The organism is Maribacter sp. PR1 (assembly GCF_028464145.1).
In the GTDB taxonomy this organism is placed as follows: Bacteria; Bacteroidota; Bacteroidia; order Flavobacteriales; family Flavobacteriaceae; genus Maribacter.
The window spans coordinates 378,070-393,855 of record NZ_JAQPCG010000003.1; the positions used below are offsets into that span (position 1 = coordinate 378,070).

At 36.8% G+C, this 15,786-nt stretch carries 18 protein-coding genes and 1 tRNA gene; 13 read left to right on the forward strand and 6 right to left on the reverse strand.

The features are described from left to right. Positions 1-197: 197 nt before the first annotated feature. The 3 genes from PP182_RS08165 to PP182_RS08175 are packed head-to-tail and all read left to right on the forward strand — an operon-like array spanning position 198 to position 2,699. The gene (locus tag PP182_RS08165; RefSeq protein WP_272650859.1) at positions 198-695 is read left to right on the forward strand and encodes an SRPBCC family protein; all 498 of its coding nucleotides are present in this window, start codon (positions 198-200) and stop codon (positions 693-695) included. Next, a complete protein-coding gene (locus PP182_RS08170; protein WP_272650860.1) occupies positions 696-1,382 on the forward strand; it encodes an SDR family NAD(P)-dependent oxidoreductase in 687 nt (228 codons plus the stop codon). It abuts the gene before it with no gap. Next, a complete protein-coding gene (locus PP182_RS08175) occupies positions 1,383-2,699 on the forward strand; it encodes a cryptochrome/photolyase family protein (RefSeq protein ID WP_272650861.1) in 1,317 nt (438 codons plus the stop codon). Between the two features lie 4 nt (positions 2,700-2,703). On the opposite strand, the gene PP182_RS08180 is transcribed toward PP182_RS08175, so the two are convergent. Continuing rightward, positions 2,704-3,762 (reverse strand): DUF6340 family protein, encoded by a 1,059-nt coding sequence (locus tag PP182_RS08180; protein WP_272650862.1) that lies wholly within the window; start codon positions 3,760-3,762, stop codon positions 2,704-2,706. A 237-nt stretch (positions 3,763-3,999) separates the two neighbouring features. On the opposite strand from PP182_RS08180, the gene PP182_RS08185 reads away from it, so the two are divergent. Genes PP182_RS08185 through PP182_RS08200 form a run of 4 tightly spaced genes read left to right on the forward strand, consistent with a single transcriptional unit; the run spans position 4,000 to position 7,119 of the window. Then, the gene (locus tag PP182_RS08185; protein WP_272650863.1) at positions 4,000-5,427 is read left to right on the forward strand and encodes an amidohydrolase; all 1,428 of its coding nucleotides are present in this window, start codon (positions 4,000-4,002) and stop codon (positions 5,425-5,427) included. A gap of 9 nt (positions 5,428-5,436) precedes the next feature. Continuing rightward, the gene (locus PP182_RS08190; RefSeq protein ID WP_272650864.1) at positions 5,437-5,607 is read left to right on the forward strand and encodes a Lacal_2735 family protein; all 171 of its coding nucleotides are present in this window, start codon (positions 5,437-5,439) and stop codon (positions 5,605-5,607) included. Positions 5,608-5,654: 47 nt separating this feature from the next. Then, a complete protein-coding gene (locus PP182_RS08195; protein WP_272650865.1) occupies positions 5,655-6,098 on the forward strand; it encodes a VOC family protein in 444 nt (147 codons plus the stop codon). Between the two features lie 22 nt (positions 6,099-6,120). Next, positions 6,121-7,119: a pirin family protein gene (locus tag PP182_RS08200; protein WP_272650866.1), complete on the forward strand. Its 999-nt coding sequence runs from the start codon at positions 6,121-6,123 to the stop codon at positions 7,117-7,119. Positions 7,120-7,125: 6 nt separating this feature from the next. Here PP182_RS08200 and murA read toward each other — a convergent pair whose 3' ends face one another. The 3 genes from murA to PP182_RS08215 all read right to left on the reverse strand — a co-directional run bounded on the left by murA (position 7,126) and on the right by PP182_RS08215 (position 9,470). After that, the gene (murA, locus tag PP182_RS08205; RefSeq protein WP_272650867.1) at positions 7,126-8,433 is read right to left on the reverse strand and encodes a UDP-N-acetylglucosamine 1-carboxyvinyltransferase; all 1,308 of its coding nucleotides are present in this window, start codon (positions 8,431-8,433) and stop codon (positions 7,126-7,128) included. 15 nt (positions 8,434-8,448) lie between these two features. After that, on the reverse strand, positions 8,449-9,099 hold the full coding sequence (locus PP182_RS08210) for a DUF4290 domain-containing protein (RefSeq protein ID WP_272650868.1): 651 nt from the start codon (positions 9,097-9,099) through the stop codon (positions 8,449-8,451). Positions 9,100-9,182: 83 nt separating this feature from the next. Continuing rightward, complete coding sequence (locus PP182_RS08215) at positions 9,183-9,470, reverse strand: DUF493 family protein (RefSeq protein WP_272650898.1); 288 nt, start codon at positions 9,468-9,470, stop codon at positions 9,183-9,185. 85 nt (positions 9,471-9,555) lie between these two features. On the opposite strand from PP182_RS08215, the gene PP182_RS08220 reads away from it, so the two are divergent. The 5 genes from PP182_RS08220 (at position 9,556) to PP182_RS08240 (ending at position 14,077) form a co-directional block, all read left to right on the forward strand. After that, positions 9,556-10,119 (forward strand): ATP-binding protein, encoded by a 564-nt coding sequence (locus tag PP182_RS08220; RefSeq protein ID WP_272650869.1) that lies wholly within the window; start codon positions 9,556-9,558, stop codon positions 10,117-10,119. Further along, on the forward strand, positions 10,116-12,014 hold the full coding sequence (locus PP182_RS08225; RefSeq protein ID WP_330097983.1) for a RecQ family ATP-dependent DNA helicase: 1,899 nt from the start codon (positions 10,116-10,118) through the stop codon (positions 12,012-12,014). The genes PP182_RS08220 and PP182_RS08225 overlap by 4 nt, the downstream gene beginning before the upstream one ends. Then, a complete protein-coding gene (fmt, locus tag PP182_RS08230) occupies positions 12,011-12,958 on the forward strand; it encodes a methionyl-tRNA formyltransferase (protein WP_272650870.1) in 948 nt (315 codons plus the stop codon). Before PP182_RS08225 ends, fmt begins: the two co-directional genes overlap by 4 nt. A 176-nt stretch (positions 12,959-13,134) precedes the next feature. Then, complete coding sequence (locus PP182_RS08235) at positions 13,135-13,407, forward strand: HU family DNA-binding protein (protein ID WP_272650871.1); 273 nt, start codon at positions 13,135-13,137, stop codon at positions 13,405-13,407. 109 nt (positions 13,408-13,516) lie between these two features. Beyond that, on the forward strand, positions 13,517-14,077 hold the full coding sequence (locus tag PP182_RS08240; protein ID WP_272650872.1) for a YqgE/AlgH family protein: 561 nt from the start codon (positions 13,517-13,519) through the stop codon (positions 14,075-14,077). On the opposite strand, the gene PP182_RS08245 is transcribed toward PP182_RS08240, so the two are convergent. Continuing rightward, the gene (locus PP182_RS08245; RefSeq protein ID WP_272650873.1) at positions 14,074-14,919 is read right to left on the reverse strand and encodes an aminotransferase class IV; all 846 of its coding nucleotides are present in this window, start codon (positions 14,917-14,919) and stop codon (positions 14,074-14,076) included. The genes PP182_RS08240 and PP182_RS08245 overlap by 4 nt on opposite strands. Before the next feature lie 52 nt (positions 14,920-14,971). Continuing rightward, complete coding sequence (locus PP182_RS08250) at positions 14,972-15,355, reverse strand: START-like domain-containing protein (RefSeq protein WP_272650874.1); 384 nt, start codon at positions 15,353-15,355, stop codon at positions 14,972-14,974. A 204-nt stretch (positions 15,356-15,559) separates the two neighbouring features. On the opposite strand from PP182_RS08250, the gene PP182_RS08255 reads away from it, so the two are divergent. After that, positions 15,560-15,633, forward strand: a tRNA-Met gene (locus PP182_RS08255). Positions 15,634-15,786: the final 153 nt, after the last annotated feature.

Sequence of the window (15,786 nt, forward strand, 5' to 3'; positions counted from 1 at the left end):
ATACATTCACCTTGGAGTGAAATTTACAAAAACCTTTATTCAGAAAAGAATTTAGAAATAATTACCCTATAAGTAACCTACTTTCGTCGATTAAATAAAGAATAAATGGACTTCAGAGGGTCAAAATTTTATACATTGTTTAACCTTAATATATTTTTGTTAAACATAATTGAACTTATATTTGATTAAAAGATGAAATGCAACTCTATCAATTAAGGTCAAAGCAATACTTGCCAATTAGTAAGTCAGAGGCTTGGAATTTTTTATCTGATCCGGCAAACCTTCAAGTTATAACGCCCGATCATATGGGTTTTGATATACTTTCCGGTGCAGACAAAAAGATGTTTCCTGGTCAAATTATCCAATACAGAGTAAAGCCATTTCCTGGCTATACTACTAAATGGGTGACTGAAATTACCCATGTAAAAGAAGGGAGCTATTTTGTAGACGAGCAACGTTTTGGACCTTACACTTTGTGGCACCATAAACATTTTATCAAAGAGGTCAAGGAAGGAATAGAAATGGAAGATATCATCGACTATAAGCTTCCTTTTGGATTCTTGGGTCAATTGGTGCATCCATTTTTGGTTAAAAAGCAATTACAGCAAATTTTTAATTATCGAGAGCAAAAATTGAATTCGCTATTTGGTACTATAGAGGGCATGGATAATACGATTGAATTTAAAACGATATAAATGAAAACTATTTTACTTATTGGAGGTACTCATGGTATTGGGTCCAATGTGGTTGAACAATTAAAGGAATCACACAAATTGATTATTGCAACCCGTTCCGAGCCATCTGAGTCACATCAAAATATTGAACATATAAAATTTGATGCTACAAAAGATTCCTTAAACATGGATGACCTACCCGAACTGGATGGATTTGTATATTGTCCAGGCACCATCAACCTGAAACCATTTAAAATGATGAGTTTGGATACCTTTGAGGAGGATATGGAAATCAATTTTTTTAGTTTAATTCGTGTGGTCAAGGATATAATGCCTAAAATGACCGAATCATCCAGTTTGATATTCTTTAGTACGGTAGCCGTTAGTAACGGAATGCCCTTTCACACGAGTGTTGCAGCGGCAAAAGGAGCAATTGAAGGCTTCGCAAAATCCTTGGCTGCGGAGTATGCCCCAAAATTGAGAGTGAATGTAATTGCACCATCCTTAATAGATACTCCATTGGCTAGCAGACTTTTAAACAATGATAAGAAAAGGGAGTCCATGAGTGAAAGGCATCCCTTGAAAAGAGTGGGAAAAACGGAAGATATTGGAAATATAGTTTCTTTCCTATTAAGTGAAAAAAGTTCTTGGATGACAGGACAGGTTATTGGCGTAGATGGTGGCATTTCAACTTTAAATTTGAATTAAATGCCTTCAGACAAGTATAACGTTTTTTGGTTTCGGAGGGATTTAAGATTGGATGATAACGTTGGTTTTCTTGCAGCACTTAAAAGTAACAACAATGTTCTTCCCTTTTTTATTTTCGATTCGCAAATACTTTCAAATTTATCAAAGGATGATGCCCGAGTAACCTTTATCCATAATACTATACAAAAAATGCGAAAGGAGTTGCAGGAAGAATGGAACAGTTCCTTGGCAATCTATTATGGAAAACCAACTGAAGTTTTTAAAGAATTATTGGAAAAACATACTATTGAAGCTGTTTTTACAAACAGGGATTACGAACCATACGCAAAAGAGAGGGACGAACAAATAAGGATTCTCTTAGAGAAAGAAAATATAGCTTTTGAAACATTTAAGGATCAGGTCATTTTTGAAAAATCGGAAGTGGTAAAAAGTGATGGAGACCCTTATGTAGTCTATACTCCATATAAAAACAAATGGAAAGAAGCATTCGACAGTGAAGAACATCTAGAAATACATTACACAAATTCATATTTAAACAATCTCATTGAAAATACGAGACTTCCCAATTTAAGTTTAAGCGATATTGGTTTTGAAAAGTCTAAAATCTCCGTACCTGATTATACGGTGACGCCTACCCTAATTAATAATTACGAAGACACCAGAAATTTTCCTGCAATAGAAAATGGAACTTCAAGATTAGGTCCACATTTACGTTTTGGAACCGTATCGGTTAGGAAAATGATGAAGAAGGCCATTAATGAAGAAAATGAAGTTTTTTGGAGCGAGTTGATTTGGCGCGAATTTTTTATGCAAATTCTCTGGCATTTCCCCCATACCAAGAACAAAGCGTTCAAACCTAAATACGACCGAATAGAATGGCGAAACAATGAAGATGAATTCGAAAAATGGAAAAATGGTAAAACAGGTTATGCCTTGGTGGATGCCGGAATGCGGGAGCTAAATGCTACCGGTTATATGCACAATAGGGTTAGGATGTTGACCGCCAGTTTTCTTTGCAAACATCTATTAATCGATTGGCGGTGGGGAGAAGCTTACTTTGCCGAAAAATTGCTGGATTATGAAATGAGCTCAAACATAGGCAATTGGCAATGGGCTGCTGGCAGTGGGGTTGATGCAGCTCCTTATTTTAGAATATTCAATCCAATGACCCAAGTAGATAAGTTCGATAAACAAAAAGAATATATAAACCAATGGGTACCCGAACTTCAAGAGTTGAACTATCCGGATAAAATGGTAGATCATAAAAAAGCTAGGGAACGTTGTCTAGATACGTATAAAGAGGCCCTAAACAATTAATGGATTATCTGGAAAGCTGGTCAAAAGTGGTTTCCAATTGCCGTTGTTGGGCAATTCTGCGCTTTAAAATATTTACGTAGGTCAAAGCCAATCTTGTTTCATAATCGGAATAAGAAGCTGAAGCAAACTCCAGTGCTTTTTCTAAATCACCGTTTATCTCATTGATAATGGCCATATTGTAATGCGCCCTTCCCGCTACTTTCATTTTTTGGTTGTCAAGTTCTGCAGCCCAAAGATCTGCAGCTCCGTCCCAATTTCCCGTTCTAGCTCTTCTCATGGCAATCTTAAAGTTGTTGGTACCACGTACAAAATAATCCCTGGCTACCCTAATATTTACAGGTCTGGTCAAAAGTCCATAATCGACACCAATGTTACTACTTATTTGCATGACTCCTTCTTTTCTTCCGGCAATGGCCTCAAATGCCTTAACAGGATTTATTCCTTCTCCAACAGAAGTTAGATAATCATTATAAATATATTCATCCAACAAACTTTTGGTTACAGGGTCATAAACTCTCCAACCATTTTTTACGACAGTATTCAATGTCAGCTTATGTCCGGGAATTCCAATGTTAATTCCAATATTGTTAGGAACGTTCACTGTTCCCAATTCGTAATCCACAGCTGTATCGGTATCATAAAATTCAAGTGAAAATAGTATGTCAACGTCATTGTCTTTGCAAATTTCCTCAACCAATTCAGAAGGTAAAGCTGCCGGGAATACCCCCAAGCCTTTTCTTTGCGCCTCAACATCATCAATTATTTTTACAATTTCAAATCTATCGTCCCTGCTTAATTCATCCAAAAGCCCATTTAAGGCAAATTCTGCGCCTTCCTTATCCAAATTCAAACCTTCAAGCGAAAGTATCTTATCCAACTTATCCAATTTGTTATTTTCTTCGGATGGAATACTGCGATTAATGATACCTATTTTTGTGACATTTGCCGTTATGGCAATTCTAGGAGGGGTAGTGACCCCCATGGTCAATCTATTTGTAGAGCTACAGGAAAGATTAAATAAAATAATAGTTGATAGCAAGAATAAAAGGCTAGACTTTCTCATAATTTTAAGTTTGGGACCTAATGGACTGATATATAACGAAAAACCATGCCATTAATTATATTTTTCAGCAGGGAAGTAAGAAATACATTTCCTTTTCTACTTAAAAATTCGCTGAAATCACCTTCCATTTAACTTTAATAAAAATGTATAAAAGCCTATATTTACTGAACGTGGGTAAGTACCACGCCTTCATGTATTTTAAACGAATGATATACCTAACCGAATAATCCAATTAAAATGAAAAAACTTCTATTTCTGGCCTTAAGTTTTTGTTTTGCGGTCAACCTTCACGGTCAAAAAATGAACAAAAACAAAAAGTCTGTCATTGCTTCTGTTGAAAACCATAAAGAACAACTCATAAAAATAAGTGACTCCATATGGGCACTGGCGGAAACTGCTTTTGATGAAACGGAATCTTCCAGAATTTTGGCAGACTATGCCGAAAAAAATGGCTTAAACGTGACAAGGGGTGTGGCGAATATTCCCACAGCATTCACAGCAACCTATGGTTCAGGAAAACCAGTTATTAGTATATTAGGAGAGTTTGATGCTCTTCCGGGGATTTCACAAAAAGCATCTCCTGAAAAATCACCCTTAAAAGAAGGCGCTGCCGGTCATGGTTGTGGTCATAATATGTTTGGTACGGCTAGCCTCGGTGCCGCAATTGCCATTAAAGAATTAATGGATGCCGGTAAAATTAAGGGAACTGTAAAGTTTTTGGGTACACCGGCCGAAGAAAAATACTTTGCAAAAGTTTGGATGGTAGAAGCCGGACTATGGGATGATGTAGACGTGAATGTAAGTTGGCATCCTTCTGCTGGTATTGAAGCAGATGTGCAAAGTGGACTTTCCCTAATTGACTTCATTGTGGAGTTCTACGGTCAGGCAGCTCACGCCTCTGCAGATCCTTGGAACGGCAGAAGTGCCTCAGATGCCTTGGAATTATATACTACGGGAATCAACTACTATAGGGAACATATTCTTCCAACTTCAAGAATACATTATCATATACAAGATGGTGGCCAAGTTGTAAATGTTGTTCCGGATTATGCCAAACTTTGGGTAAGGGTTCGTGACCCAAAAAGGTCGAAAATGCTACCGACCTATGAACGCGTTAAGGCTATGGCAGAAGGTGCAGCAATTATGGCCAATGTAGATTACAAAATATCCTTAGTATCTGGTATTTACGAAACCTTGGTGAATAGAACTGGAGGCGAAATTATGCAGTCCAACCTTGAACTTTTAGGTCCCATAACTTATACGGAAGAAGAACAAGCTTTTGGAAAGGCTATACAAAAAGCTACAGGAAAACCTGAAGTAGGCATGGACAGTAAAATATATCCATTAAAGGAAACGGAAGAAAGTCCTGGTGGAGGATCTACCGATGTTGGCGATGTAAGCTGGAACGTTCCCAATATAAATTTGGGCGTTACAGTTGCTCCTAAAGATACACCATGGCACTCTTGGGCAGTAGTTGCCTGCGGTGGAATGTCCATAGGACACAAAGGTATGGTCTATGCCGCTAAAGCTATGGGAATGACGATGCTTGACCTTTTTGAAAATCCTAAAATGGTCGAAGAAGTGAAAGAGGAATTTAAAACAAGAAAAGGAGATGAAGTATATGAGCCCATGATTGATGGGCCACCACCAATAGGTGATAAATAATAAGAAGCTATGTTTGGATTATTTAAGAAAAAAACAGAATTAGAGAAATTAGAGGAAAAGAATCGAAAATTGCTAAAAGAAGCGTTTAATTTATCAAAAACGGATAGAAAAGCCAGCGATAATAAATATGCCGAAGCAGATATTATCCAGAAAAAAATAGAGGAACTTTCAAAGAACTAATTTTGCTATTCTACATAGAATACAAAAAATCTCAATTTATCCTAATAATGAAGAAGTTATTTTTTACCCTTTTTATGTTTTCGTGTCTAATAGGCGCTGCGCAGTCATTCGACTTCAAATACGACCACTATTCCGTAATTGTTAAAGATTTGGAAAAAACAGGTGATTTTTATAGGGATATTTTAAGGCTAAAAGAAATACCACATCCATCCGCTACCAGTGGATTTAGATGGTTTGTAATCCATGGTAATTCTCAATTACATTTAATAGGAAAAGACAGTGTTGCCATGAAGCATAGCAAGAGTGTGCACCTGTGCCTTGCCACCCAAAAATTAGATGATTTTATAGCCTATTTAGAAGATAAGCATATCCCTTATTCAGATTGGCCCGGAAAACCAAATGCAGTTACTTTAAGAGCGGATGGGGTACGACAAATCTATGTGCAAGACCCTGAAAATAACTGGGTGGAAATAAATACCGCAGAACATTAAATTTATAAAGCATTAGTAATTCATGAGCACTTCTATTCTCAAAATATTTAAATTGGGCTTTCCGTGGCAAACGAAGGACCCCTTTCTTTTCTGTGTCTATCATTTGGATTTCTTTCCCAAGGGTAATAGTGAACTTGGTCCTAATGCCTCTCTTGAAGGCAGAAACTTAGGCAACGATTTTACAATAAAAGATGGATGGCGCATGTACCATGGTCAAACCATTCCTGGCTTTCCAGTTCATCCACACTGTGGTTTTGAAACTGTAACCATGGTCAACAAAGGGTTTTGTGATCATTCCGATTCCCTAGGTGCCGCTGGTAGGTTTGGGGAAGGTGATGTACAATGGATGACCGCAGGTAGCGGTGTACAACATTCCGAAATGTTTCCCCTTTTAAATACCGATAAAGAAAACACCATGGAATTGTTTCAGATTTGGTTAAACCTTCCAAAAACTGGAAAATTTGCGGATCCTCATTTTAAAATGATTTGGCATGAAGACATTCCAATCATTGAAAAGGAAGATGCGGCGATTAAAATAGTCACAGGTGATTTTGAAAATGAAAAGGGTCCCGACCCTGCCCCCGATTCTTGGGCCTTTGATAAAACGAATGAGGTGGCCATATGGAATATCAAAATTACATCAAATGGTACTTTAACCTTACCTAAAGCATCTCAACCGCTAAATAGAACACTTTATTTTTACGAAGGAGATTCTGCTTTAATAGATAATCAAGAGGTTTTTCCCGACCATGGCATTGAGTTGAATTCCGAAAGTGAAGTTTCTATACATGTAAAAGGAAAATCCGCCAAATTCCTACTTCTGCAGGGCAGACCCATTGACGAACCAGTTGCTAAGTATGGTCCTTTTGTTATGAATACGGATGACGAAATCCAAAAGGTTATGCAAACTTATAGGCTAACACAATTTGGAGGTTGGCCATGGCCTTATCCGGATAATGTTCATCCTTCAGAAAAAGGTCGATTTGCAAAATACCCAGATGGTACGGTTGTGGAAAAATAAAGGTTGTTAGACCCTATCAATTTTTGCTCCTATTGCCCTTAACCTAACATCGATATCCTCATAACCTCGATCAATTTGCTCAATATTGTGAATAGTAGAAGTTCCCTTGGCAGAAAGTGCCGCAATCAAAAGAGAAACTCCTGCCCTAATATCCGGAGAGGTCATTGTTGTGGCTTTTAGGGTAGATTTAAAATTGTGCCCGATAATCGCTGCCCTATGTGGGTCACAAAGAATAATTTTTGCTCCCATATCCAATAACTTGTCCACAAAAAACAAACGACTTTCAAACATTTTTTGATGAATGATCAACTCGCCTTTGGCCTGTGTTGCCACAACAAGAATAATACTCAATAGATCGGGTGTTAATCCCGGCCATGGAGCATCTGCAATGGTTAAAATAGAACCATCGATATAATTTTGAATCTCATATCCATTTTTATGCTCAGGTATATATATATCATCTCCCTTGCGCTCTAATTGAATACCTAATTTTTTGAATGTTGTTGGAATCTGACCTAGGTCGTCCCAGCTTACATTTTTAATGGTCAGTTCACTTTTCGTCATGGCGGCAAGTCCAATCCAACTCCCAATTTCAATCATATCGGGTAACATGGTATGTTCTGTACCACCAAGAGCATCTACACCTTCAATTTCCAACAAATTGGAACCTACACCGGAAATCTTGGCTCCCATTCTATTAAGCATTTTGCATAATTGCTGTAAATAGGGCTCGCAGGCGGCATTGTAAATTGTTGTTTGACCTTTTGCCAATACGGCAGCCATAAGAATGTTTGCAGTTCCAGTAACCGAAGCTTCATCGAGCAACATGTATGTTCCTTTAAGCTCTTTAGCTTCTACCCCGTAGAAATATTCCTCCCTGTTATATCTAAATTTGGCTCCCAACTTAATGAATCCCTCGAAATGAGTGTCCAAACGTCTTCTTCCAATTTTATCACCTCCGGGCTTAGGAATATAGCCCTTGCCAAAACGAGCCAATAGCGGACCTACCAACATAATAGATCCTCTAAGACCTCTACCGTCCTGTTTAAATTGGTCGGATTGAAGATAATCCAAATTTATATCGTCGGACTTAAAAGTATAGGAACCTTTCCCTTTCTTTTGGATTTTTACACCTAGATCTTCCAAAAGGGATATTAACTTGTTTACATCAACAATATCCGGAATATTATGTATGGTTACTTTTTCTGATGTAAGAAGCACCGCACATAAAATTTGCAAAGCTTCATTTTTAGCACCTTGTGGGGTTATTTCACCAGATAGTGAATGACCACCTTCTATCTTAAATGTTCCCATTTAGGAAAAGAAAATTTAGTAGCGTTTTTTACCGCGATTATTATTTCGATTCTTTTTGCCGGAATTGGACCTTGTGGATTTCGATACTCTGTTTTTTAGGAATTGCCCACTATCCGTAAGACTTTCGCCTTTGGCGGCCAAATCTATCTCACCATTACTAAGTTCAAAAAGGTGACTAAAAATGGTCTTGTCGTCCACTACATCCTTATTCCAATTGAGATAACATTTTTTCATGTGGTTGGCTATAGCATATTCCAAACCGGAACGCTTATCTCCTTTTTCCCATTTTACGGCAACATCTATCATGCGCTTGATGTTATTACCATAAAAACGATATTTAGGATAATTTTGAGGATACTCCAAAGGTTCTGGTCTTTTTTGCAACATCTCCTTGGAGGTAATCGGAAAAGGTGACTCAACATCCAATTTAAAGTCGGACATTATGAACAATTGATCCCAAAGCTTATGCTGAAAATCAGGAACATCACGTAAATGTGGCTGTAGGTTCCCCATTACGCTGATAATTGAATTGGCGACCCTGTTTCGTTCTGCAGTGTCTTCTATGGTTAATGCATAGTCCACCATCTTTTGAAAATGTCTACCATATTCCGGTATAATTAAATGTGGACGCTCTGTGTTGTACTCGAGGTTGTTTACTAAATCCAAATTGGAAAATTTATCTTAAAAATGTTTGAAGAAGTATTCTTTTAACGCTTGCAAATTAATAAAATTATAGGTGAAATACTATTTTACAAAGAGATTACACCTTCTATGGCCCCTACTTCTTTATATTTTTCAATTACTTGGTCGGGGTTTTTTAAATTTACAGTGATTGAAACGCTTGTATACTTTCCATTTTTGGATTTTTTGGATACAATTACCGCACCCATATTATCAAAAATTTTATGTATACTTTTTACTTTATTGGCATCGGACAACACTATAAACTTATATAGATAATTAGACGGCCATTTGCTTGTGGCCAATAATTGTTCTTTTAACTTGCCATAAAACTCATCCGAATTTTTATCCGCCATCATCTTTTTTTACAAAGATAAGGGGAATTAGCCAGTTTTTTAATACTGTTCGTTTCCGTATTTTTGTATGCTAATCTTACGAGTCTTGATCAATAAAAGAATTGTTATCACGGGAGCTCCAGGTACCGGAAAAACCTCTGTCATAAAATCATTGGAGAATTCAGGATACTATTGTTTCCATGAAATTATCCGAACCATGACACTGGAGGCCAAAAAGGACCAACAACCTGATGCAGTGTTAAGTAACCCTATAGATTTTGTTGGGGACTCCATGGCTTTTAATATCGATTTACTCCATGGAAGATTAGCGCAATTTAACAAAGCTCCTCAGATTGATGCCCGTATAGCTTTTTATGATCGCGGTTTACCGGATGTTTTAGCCTACATGGAATATTTTGGTCAATCCTATAAAAAAGAATTCAAGGAAATCTGCAGAAAAAATATTTATGACCAGGTTTTTATATTACCACCTTGGGAAGAAATCTACGTACAGGATAATGAAAGGTTAGAGAGTTATTCACAGGCAGTTGATTTGCACATTCATTTAGAAAACGCATATAGTAGACTAGGATATGAAATAATTCCTGTTCCTTTTGGCACAGTTGCCGAAAGGGTAACTTTTATTTTAAACAAAACGAAGTTCAGTTGATTGCGGACCCTCATAAAACTCTCAAGCAATATTGGGGATACTCCCAATTCAAGGGTTCGCAAGAAGTTATAATTAATAAGGTACTTGACGGACAAGACGTTTTGGCCTTGTTGCCCACAGGGGGAGGAAAATCCATTTGCTTTCAAGTTCCTGCCATGATACAAGAGGGAATTTGTATCGTGGTATCTCCATTAATTTCCTTGATACAGAATCAGGTTTCCCAAATGAAGAGTTTAGGCATAAAAGCAATCGGTATGACGGGAGGCTTAAGTTTTGAGGATATAAACGACTTACTTGATAATTGCGTCTTTGGTGATTACAAATTTCTTTATTTGTCTCCCGAGCGTTTGGAACAAGAAATTATCCAAGATAGAATTCGTCAGATGAACGTAAATTATTTGGTTATCGACGAGGCACATTGTATCTCTCAATGGGGTCATGATTTTAGGCCAGCATACCTCAAATGCCAAATTTTACGAGAGCTTCAACCTGAAGCTCCTATGATTGCGTTAACGGCAACCGCAACACAAAAAGTAACGGAAGATATTATAGCAAGTCTGCAATTATTGAGACCATTCATAAAAAAGGATTCATTTTCAAGAGATAATATTGCATTCAAGGTCGATTTTAACGAGGACAAGCGATTTCAATTGTTACATTATTGTAGTCAATTAAAAAGTAGTGGTATCGTATACACTAGATCTCGAAAAATAACGGAAAATATTAGTCAATATCTTACCAAAAATGGTATTTCCGCTACTTTTTATCATGGGGGAATACCCGAAAAGCATAAAAAAGATAAATTGGAGAAATGGCTTAGCAACGAATTTAAGGTCATGGTCGCCACGAATGCCTTTGGAATGGGAATAGATAAAGCTGATGTGTCGCTTGTGGTACACTATCAAATCCCTGATTGTATAGAAAATTATTTTCAGGAAGCCGGGAGGGCGGGAAGAAATGGCGAAAGTGCACAGGCGATTTTGCTCACCAATAGGGCAGACCAGGAACAAGTAAAAAAACAATTTCTAAGTGTATTGCCAGATGTGTCCCTCGTCAAATTCATTTATAATAAATTGAACAATTATTTTCAAATAGCCTATGGTGAAGGAAGTAATGAGCGGTATCGGTTGAATTTCAACGAATTCTGTTCGGTTTACCGATTAAACACTATGCTAGCTTATAATGTTCTTAAATTACTGGATAGAAATTCGGTAATTGCTTTATCAGAGGCGTTTCACCGCAAATCTAGTATACAGTTTATTGCCAGTAAAGAAAATCTTATGGCGTATTTGGACCGAAATAAAGCCTTGGACGACTTTATCAAATTAATATTGAGAACCTATGGGGGAATTTTTGAAAATGAGACCAAAATCAATACCTATTCCCTTGCTAAGAAGTTGAATTACTCCGAAAAAAAGGTTTTTGAAAACCTCGAAGTTCTAGCTTCGGACGAAATTATAGCCTATAATGCATCGCACAGTGATTTAGAATTAACTTTTTTGGTCCCTAGAGAAGATGAACATACTATAAACAAGTTTGCCAAAAATGTAAAAGAGCAAAACCTTTTAAAAGAATACCAAGTCGAGGCAATACTTTCTTACATCAATAATAATGCTATTTGCAGAAGCAAACAGTTATTAAGTTATTTTGATGAAAAAGACACAAAACCCTGTGGAATTTGTGATGTTTGCAGAGATGTTGTCGTTTATGACAATAATCTAGAGGCGCTAAAGAAAGATATCCTCGGTTTATTGAAAATGAAAAATGTTTCATCACGGGAATTACAAAAACAATTGGGTTGTGCATCGGACGCTTTAATTCATATTTTGAAAGAATTACTAGAAGAAGATATGATACGGCTTAATACCAAAAATGAATATGAAATAATAGAATGAAAGAGTTAAGAATAGTATTCATGGGAACCCCAGATTTTGCAGTGGGTATTCTCGATGCCATTTTAAAAAAAGATTACAATGTTGTCGGGGTAGTCACGGCACCGGACCGTCCTGCTGGCAGAGGCAGAAAACTTAATCAGTCTGCCGTAAAAAAATATGTCGAAAATGAAGGTTTGCCCATTTTACAACCAACAAACCTTAAAAGTGAGGAGTTTCTTAAGGATTTAAAGGGTCTACATGCAAACCTTCAGATTGTCGTAGCCTTTAGAATGTTGCCAAAAGTAGTTTGGCAAATGCCGGATTACGGCACATTTAACCTACATGCCTCTCTCCTACCCGAATATCGAGGAGCTGCGCCTATAAATTGGGCCATTATTAATGGTGAAAGCAAAACTGGAGTTACTACATTTTTCATTGATGAAAAAATTGATACAGGCGCCATAATACTTCAAAAGGAAATAAATATTCTTCCGGATGAGGATGCTGGGTCCTTACACGACAAACTGATGGTCTTAGGGTCGGAGACAGTTTTAAACACTATAGGTCGAATTGCAGCAGGTAATTTCCAAACCGTCCAACAGAAAAACTCAAAAGAATTAAAGCTGGCTCATAAAATTCAAAGAGATACTTGTAGGATTGATTGGAATCAATCCATCGATGACATATACAATTTAATAAGAGGATTAAGCCCCTACCCCGCTGCTTGGACAGTTCTTTATAATGAAGAAGATGAAATCATCACAAAAATATACAGGGTATCAAAAGAAATCGCTGTGCATCAATTAAAGAACGGTTCACTTATTTCCAATAAAAAGGAATTAAAAGTGGCAGTGGACGGAGGCTACATAAAATTGAAGGAAATACAACTTCAAGGGAAAAGAAAAATGGCCATTATTGACGTGTTAAACGGACTAAAATTATCCAAAAGTGCCCATCTTAGCTAAAGCCCCGTGTATATTGGGCTAGCTAAGAACGTAAAAAAAGCCCTACTTTATCAACAAACCTCCCGAGTTATCAACAAAATAAGGGATTTAGCGCCGTTTTACTTGCGTTGGTCGTAAATCCATATAAATTTGTTACAGGTTTAAAATTATTTAACAACAATTAATTTAATCACATTATGAACAAAACAGAATTGATCGATGCAATGGCAGCAGACGCAGGCATCACTAAAGCAGCGGCTAAAAAGTCATTGGAATCTTTCTTAGGAAATGTTGAAGGTGCTCTTAAAAAGGGTAATAGAGTTTCTCTAGTTGGTTTCGGATCTTGGTCCGTATCCAGAAGAAATGCAAGAGAAGGTAGAAATCCATCTACAGGAAAAACTATCCAAATTGCAGCAAAGAATGTTGTTAAGTTTAAAGCAGGTGCTGATTTAAGCAGTGCAGTAAACTAAATTATAATTATATTTAGAAGATTAAGGCGCTTTTTAAGCGCCTTTTTTATTGCCCATTTGGATAATTAGTGGGAATTGTCTTATTTTAGATACATACAGACATGTGATAATGGTGGATTTGAAACCAAATAAGGGAAAGTTATTAATTGCAGAGCCATCTTTAACTGGCGATGTATCTTTTAACCGGTCTGTGGTACTACTAGCCGAGCATAATGACGAAGGTTCTGTTGGGTTCATTCTCAATAAACCCTTAGAATATCAAATAAGCGATCTAGTTACTGAAATATCCAAGCCTTTTCAGGTATATAATGGAGGACCAGTAGAACAAGACAATCTTTATTTTATACATAAGGTTCCCCATTTAATTGACAATAGTGTAGAAATCTCTGATGGAATCTATTGGGGAGGCGATTTCGACAAAACCGTGGACCTCATAAACAATCACATTATCTCAGAGGATGACATCCGTTTTTTTCTTGGATATTCCGGTTGGTCCTCTTTGCAACTTGATCAAGAGCTTTTATCCAAGTCTTGGATAGTGGCAAAAAATGAATACCAAAGCCAGATTATAAAAAAATCATCCGGAGCCTTTTGGAAAGAAAAAATGCTCGAATTAGGTGGGGATTATTTACTTTGGTCCAATGCCCCGGAAAATCCCAGTCTAAATTAAACGACCAGACGGGCTACTGCATTTAATCTACCAATCAATTTTTTACTTATAGTATTGGTAAAATCCTTTTTTCGGTATTTGGTCACCGGTATAATTCCATGAATTGTATTTGTAATAAAGATTTCATCCACCTTTTGAAGCTCAAAAGGCGAAATACTATTTTCCTCAAGACTAAAGCTGTCGTCCTCCTTAAGAATATCGATAAGCTTTTTTCTAATGATACCGTTCAAACAACCATCAGCTAAAGGTGGCGTTTTAACCATTTTCCCAGAAACGACAAACACATTTCCATTTATGGCCTCAACTACTTGTTTTTGTCGGTTTAACAACAAGCAATTCTGGTAATCGTTCTCCTCGGCGTAGACACCGGCAACAACATTAATAATTCTGTTATTGGTCTTTAGGTTAGAAAGCATATCGCTATTGAGATAAAAATCTTTAAATAGTTCAATTTCATAGGGTACTTCTTTAAGAACATAAAATGGGTCGTCTAAAATATTTACCTCAATAATATAGGATATATCATTGTTAACGGGAGTATATAACCCTCCGTCATTTCTAAAAACTGTTAGGCGCACCCTATGGGCCGGTGTTCCAGGGTTTTCAGCGATGGTCTTTTTAATTTCATCTTCAAGGAATTCCATGGTAAATGACATTGGAATCTCCATCCTTAAAATACGCATGGAAGACATCAACCTTAGATAATGATCTTCCAAAAAATAAATATGTTCTTTTACAACCCTAATAGTTTCAAAAAGGGAATCTCCATAGCGGAGCCCCCGATTGTTTTGATTGAAAAATTTTTGGTCATCCTCGTAAAGCTGTCCATTAAAATTTACCATAAAAAAAGGCCTTAAAATTTAAGGCCCAAAGATACGGTTTAATAGGTGGTTTTTATTTTGAACCTAGTACTTGTTTTAAGTCGGACACTTGATTTTCCCATAACATTTTGGCTTCGTCCACTTCATCTTCCTCTGCAAAATCGGTAATGAAAAGAGAAACGTCCTTGGTAATTTCGTCAACGATTATTTTCAATTCAAAATAACTATCATCATCACTTTCTTCCCAAGCAAATCGAACAAATTCGTCGGATTTTCTTTTGAGTAATTTAGCCTCCTCCTCTGAACCGTCCCAAATAAATATATATTTTTCCCCTCTAGAGTTAACATTATCTGCGAACCATTCCGATAAACCGGAAGGTGTTACTAAATATTGATACAATAACTGTGGGGAAGATTGTATAACGTATTCTATTTCAAATTTTATTTTATCATTCATTAGGTCTTCTTTATTTGTCCAATATATATATTTCTCAATGATTAAAAAATAAAAGGAGCTTAATATTTTTTAGACATGTATTGTTGATGGAGAAAAAATTAAACTCTATATTTGCAGCCGCAAAAATTACCACGGCGAGGTAGCTCAGCTGGTTAGAGCGTCGGATTCATAACCCGGGGACAAAATTGAAATATTGTAGTAAATGGCGAGGTAGCTCAGGTGGTTAGAGCGTTGGATTCATAACCCAGAGGTCGGGGGTTCAAGTCCCCCTCTCGCTACTTTTTGATGATAAAAAACCCAAGATGAAAATCTTGGGTTTTTTTGTTAGGTAAAACATAGGTAAAACATTTTGATATTTTACTTATCTGCTACTAACATGTCAATTCGATACACAATTATTGATATTGTTTATGTAAATAACGATAAGTGGC

Bases quoted from the DNA above. Each gene is read 5' to 3' on its own strand.
- PP182_RS08185 (WP_272650863.1), top strand. From the start codon at position 4,000: ATGAAAAAACTTCTATTTCTGGCCTTAAGTTTTTGTTTTGCGGTCAAC.
- PP182_RS08215 (WP_272650898.1), bottom strand. From the start codon at position 9,470: ATGGCGGATAAAAATTCGGATGAGTTTTATGGCAAGTTAAAAGAACAA.
- PP182_RS08240 (WP_272650872.1), top strand. From the start codon at position 13,517: ATGGTGGATTTGAAACCAAATAAGGGAAAGTTATTAATTGCAGAGCCA.
- PP182_RS08170 (WP_272650860.1), top strand. From the start codon at position 696: ATGAAAACTATTTTACTTATTGGAGGTACTCATGGTATTGGGTCCAAT.
- murA (WP_272650867.1), bottom strand. From the start codon at position 8,433: ATGGGAACATTTAAGATAGAAGGTGGTCATTCACTATCTGGTGAAATA.
- PP182_RS08190 (WP_272650864.1), top strand. From the start codon at position 5,437: ATGTTTGGATTATTTAAGAAAAAAACAGAATTAGAGAAATTAGAGGAA.
- PP182_RS08195 (WP_272650865.1), top strand. From the start codon at position 5,655: ATGAAGAAGTTATTTTTTACCCTTTTTATGTTTTCGTGTCTAATAGGC.
- fmt (WP_272650870.1), top strand. From the start codon at position 12,011: ATGAAAGAGTTAAGAATAGTATTCATGGGAACCCCAGATTTTGCAGTG.
- PP182_RS08165 (WP_272650859.1), top strand. From the start codon at position 198: ATGCAACTCTATCAATTAAGGTCAAAGCAATACTTGCCAATTAGTAAG.
- PP182_RS08245 (WP_272650873.1), bottom strand. From the start codon at position 14,919: ATGGTAAATTTTAATGGACAGCTTTACGAGGATGACCAAAAATTTTTC.
- PP182_RS08175 (WP_272650861.1), top strand. From the start codon at position 1,383: ATGCCTTCAGACAAGTATAACGTTTTTTGGTTTCGGAGGGATTTAAGA.
- PP182_RS08180 (WP_272650862.1), bottom strand. From the start codon at position 3,762: ATGAGAAAGTCTAGCCTTTTATTCTTGCTATCAACTATTATTTTATTT.
- PP182_RS08200 (WP_272650866.1), top strand. From the start codon at position 6,121: ATGAGCACTTCTATTCTCAAAATATTTAAATTGGGCTTTCCGTGGCAA.
- PP182_RS08250 (WP_272650874.1), bottom strand. From the start codon at position 15,355: ATGAATGATAAAATAAAATTTGAAATAGAATACGTTATACAATCTTCC.
- PP182_RS08235 (WP_272650871.1), top strand. From the start codon at position 13,135: ATGAACAAAACAGAATTGATCGATGCAATGGCAGCAGACGCAGGCATC.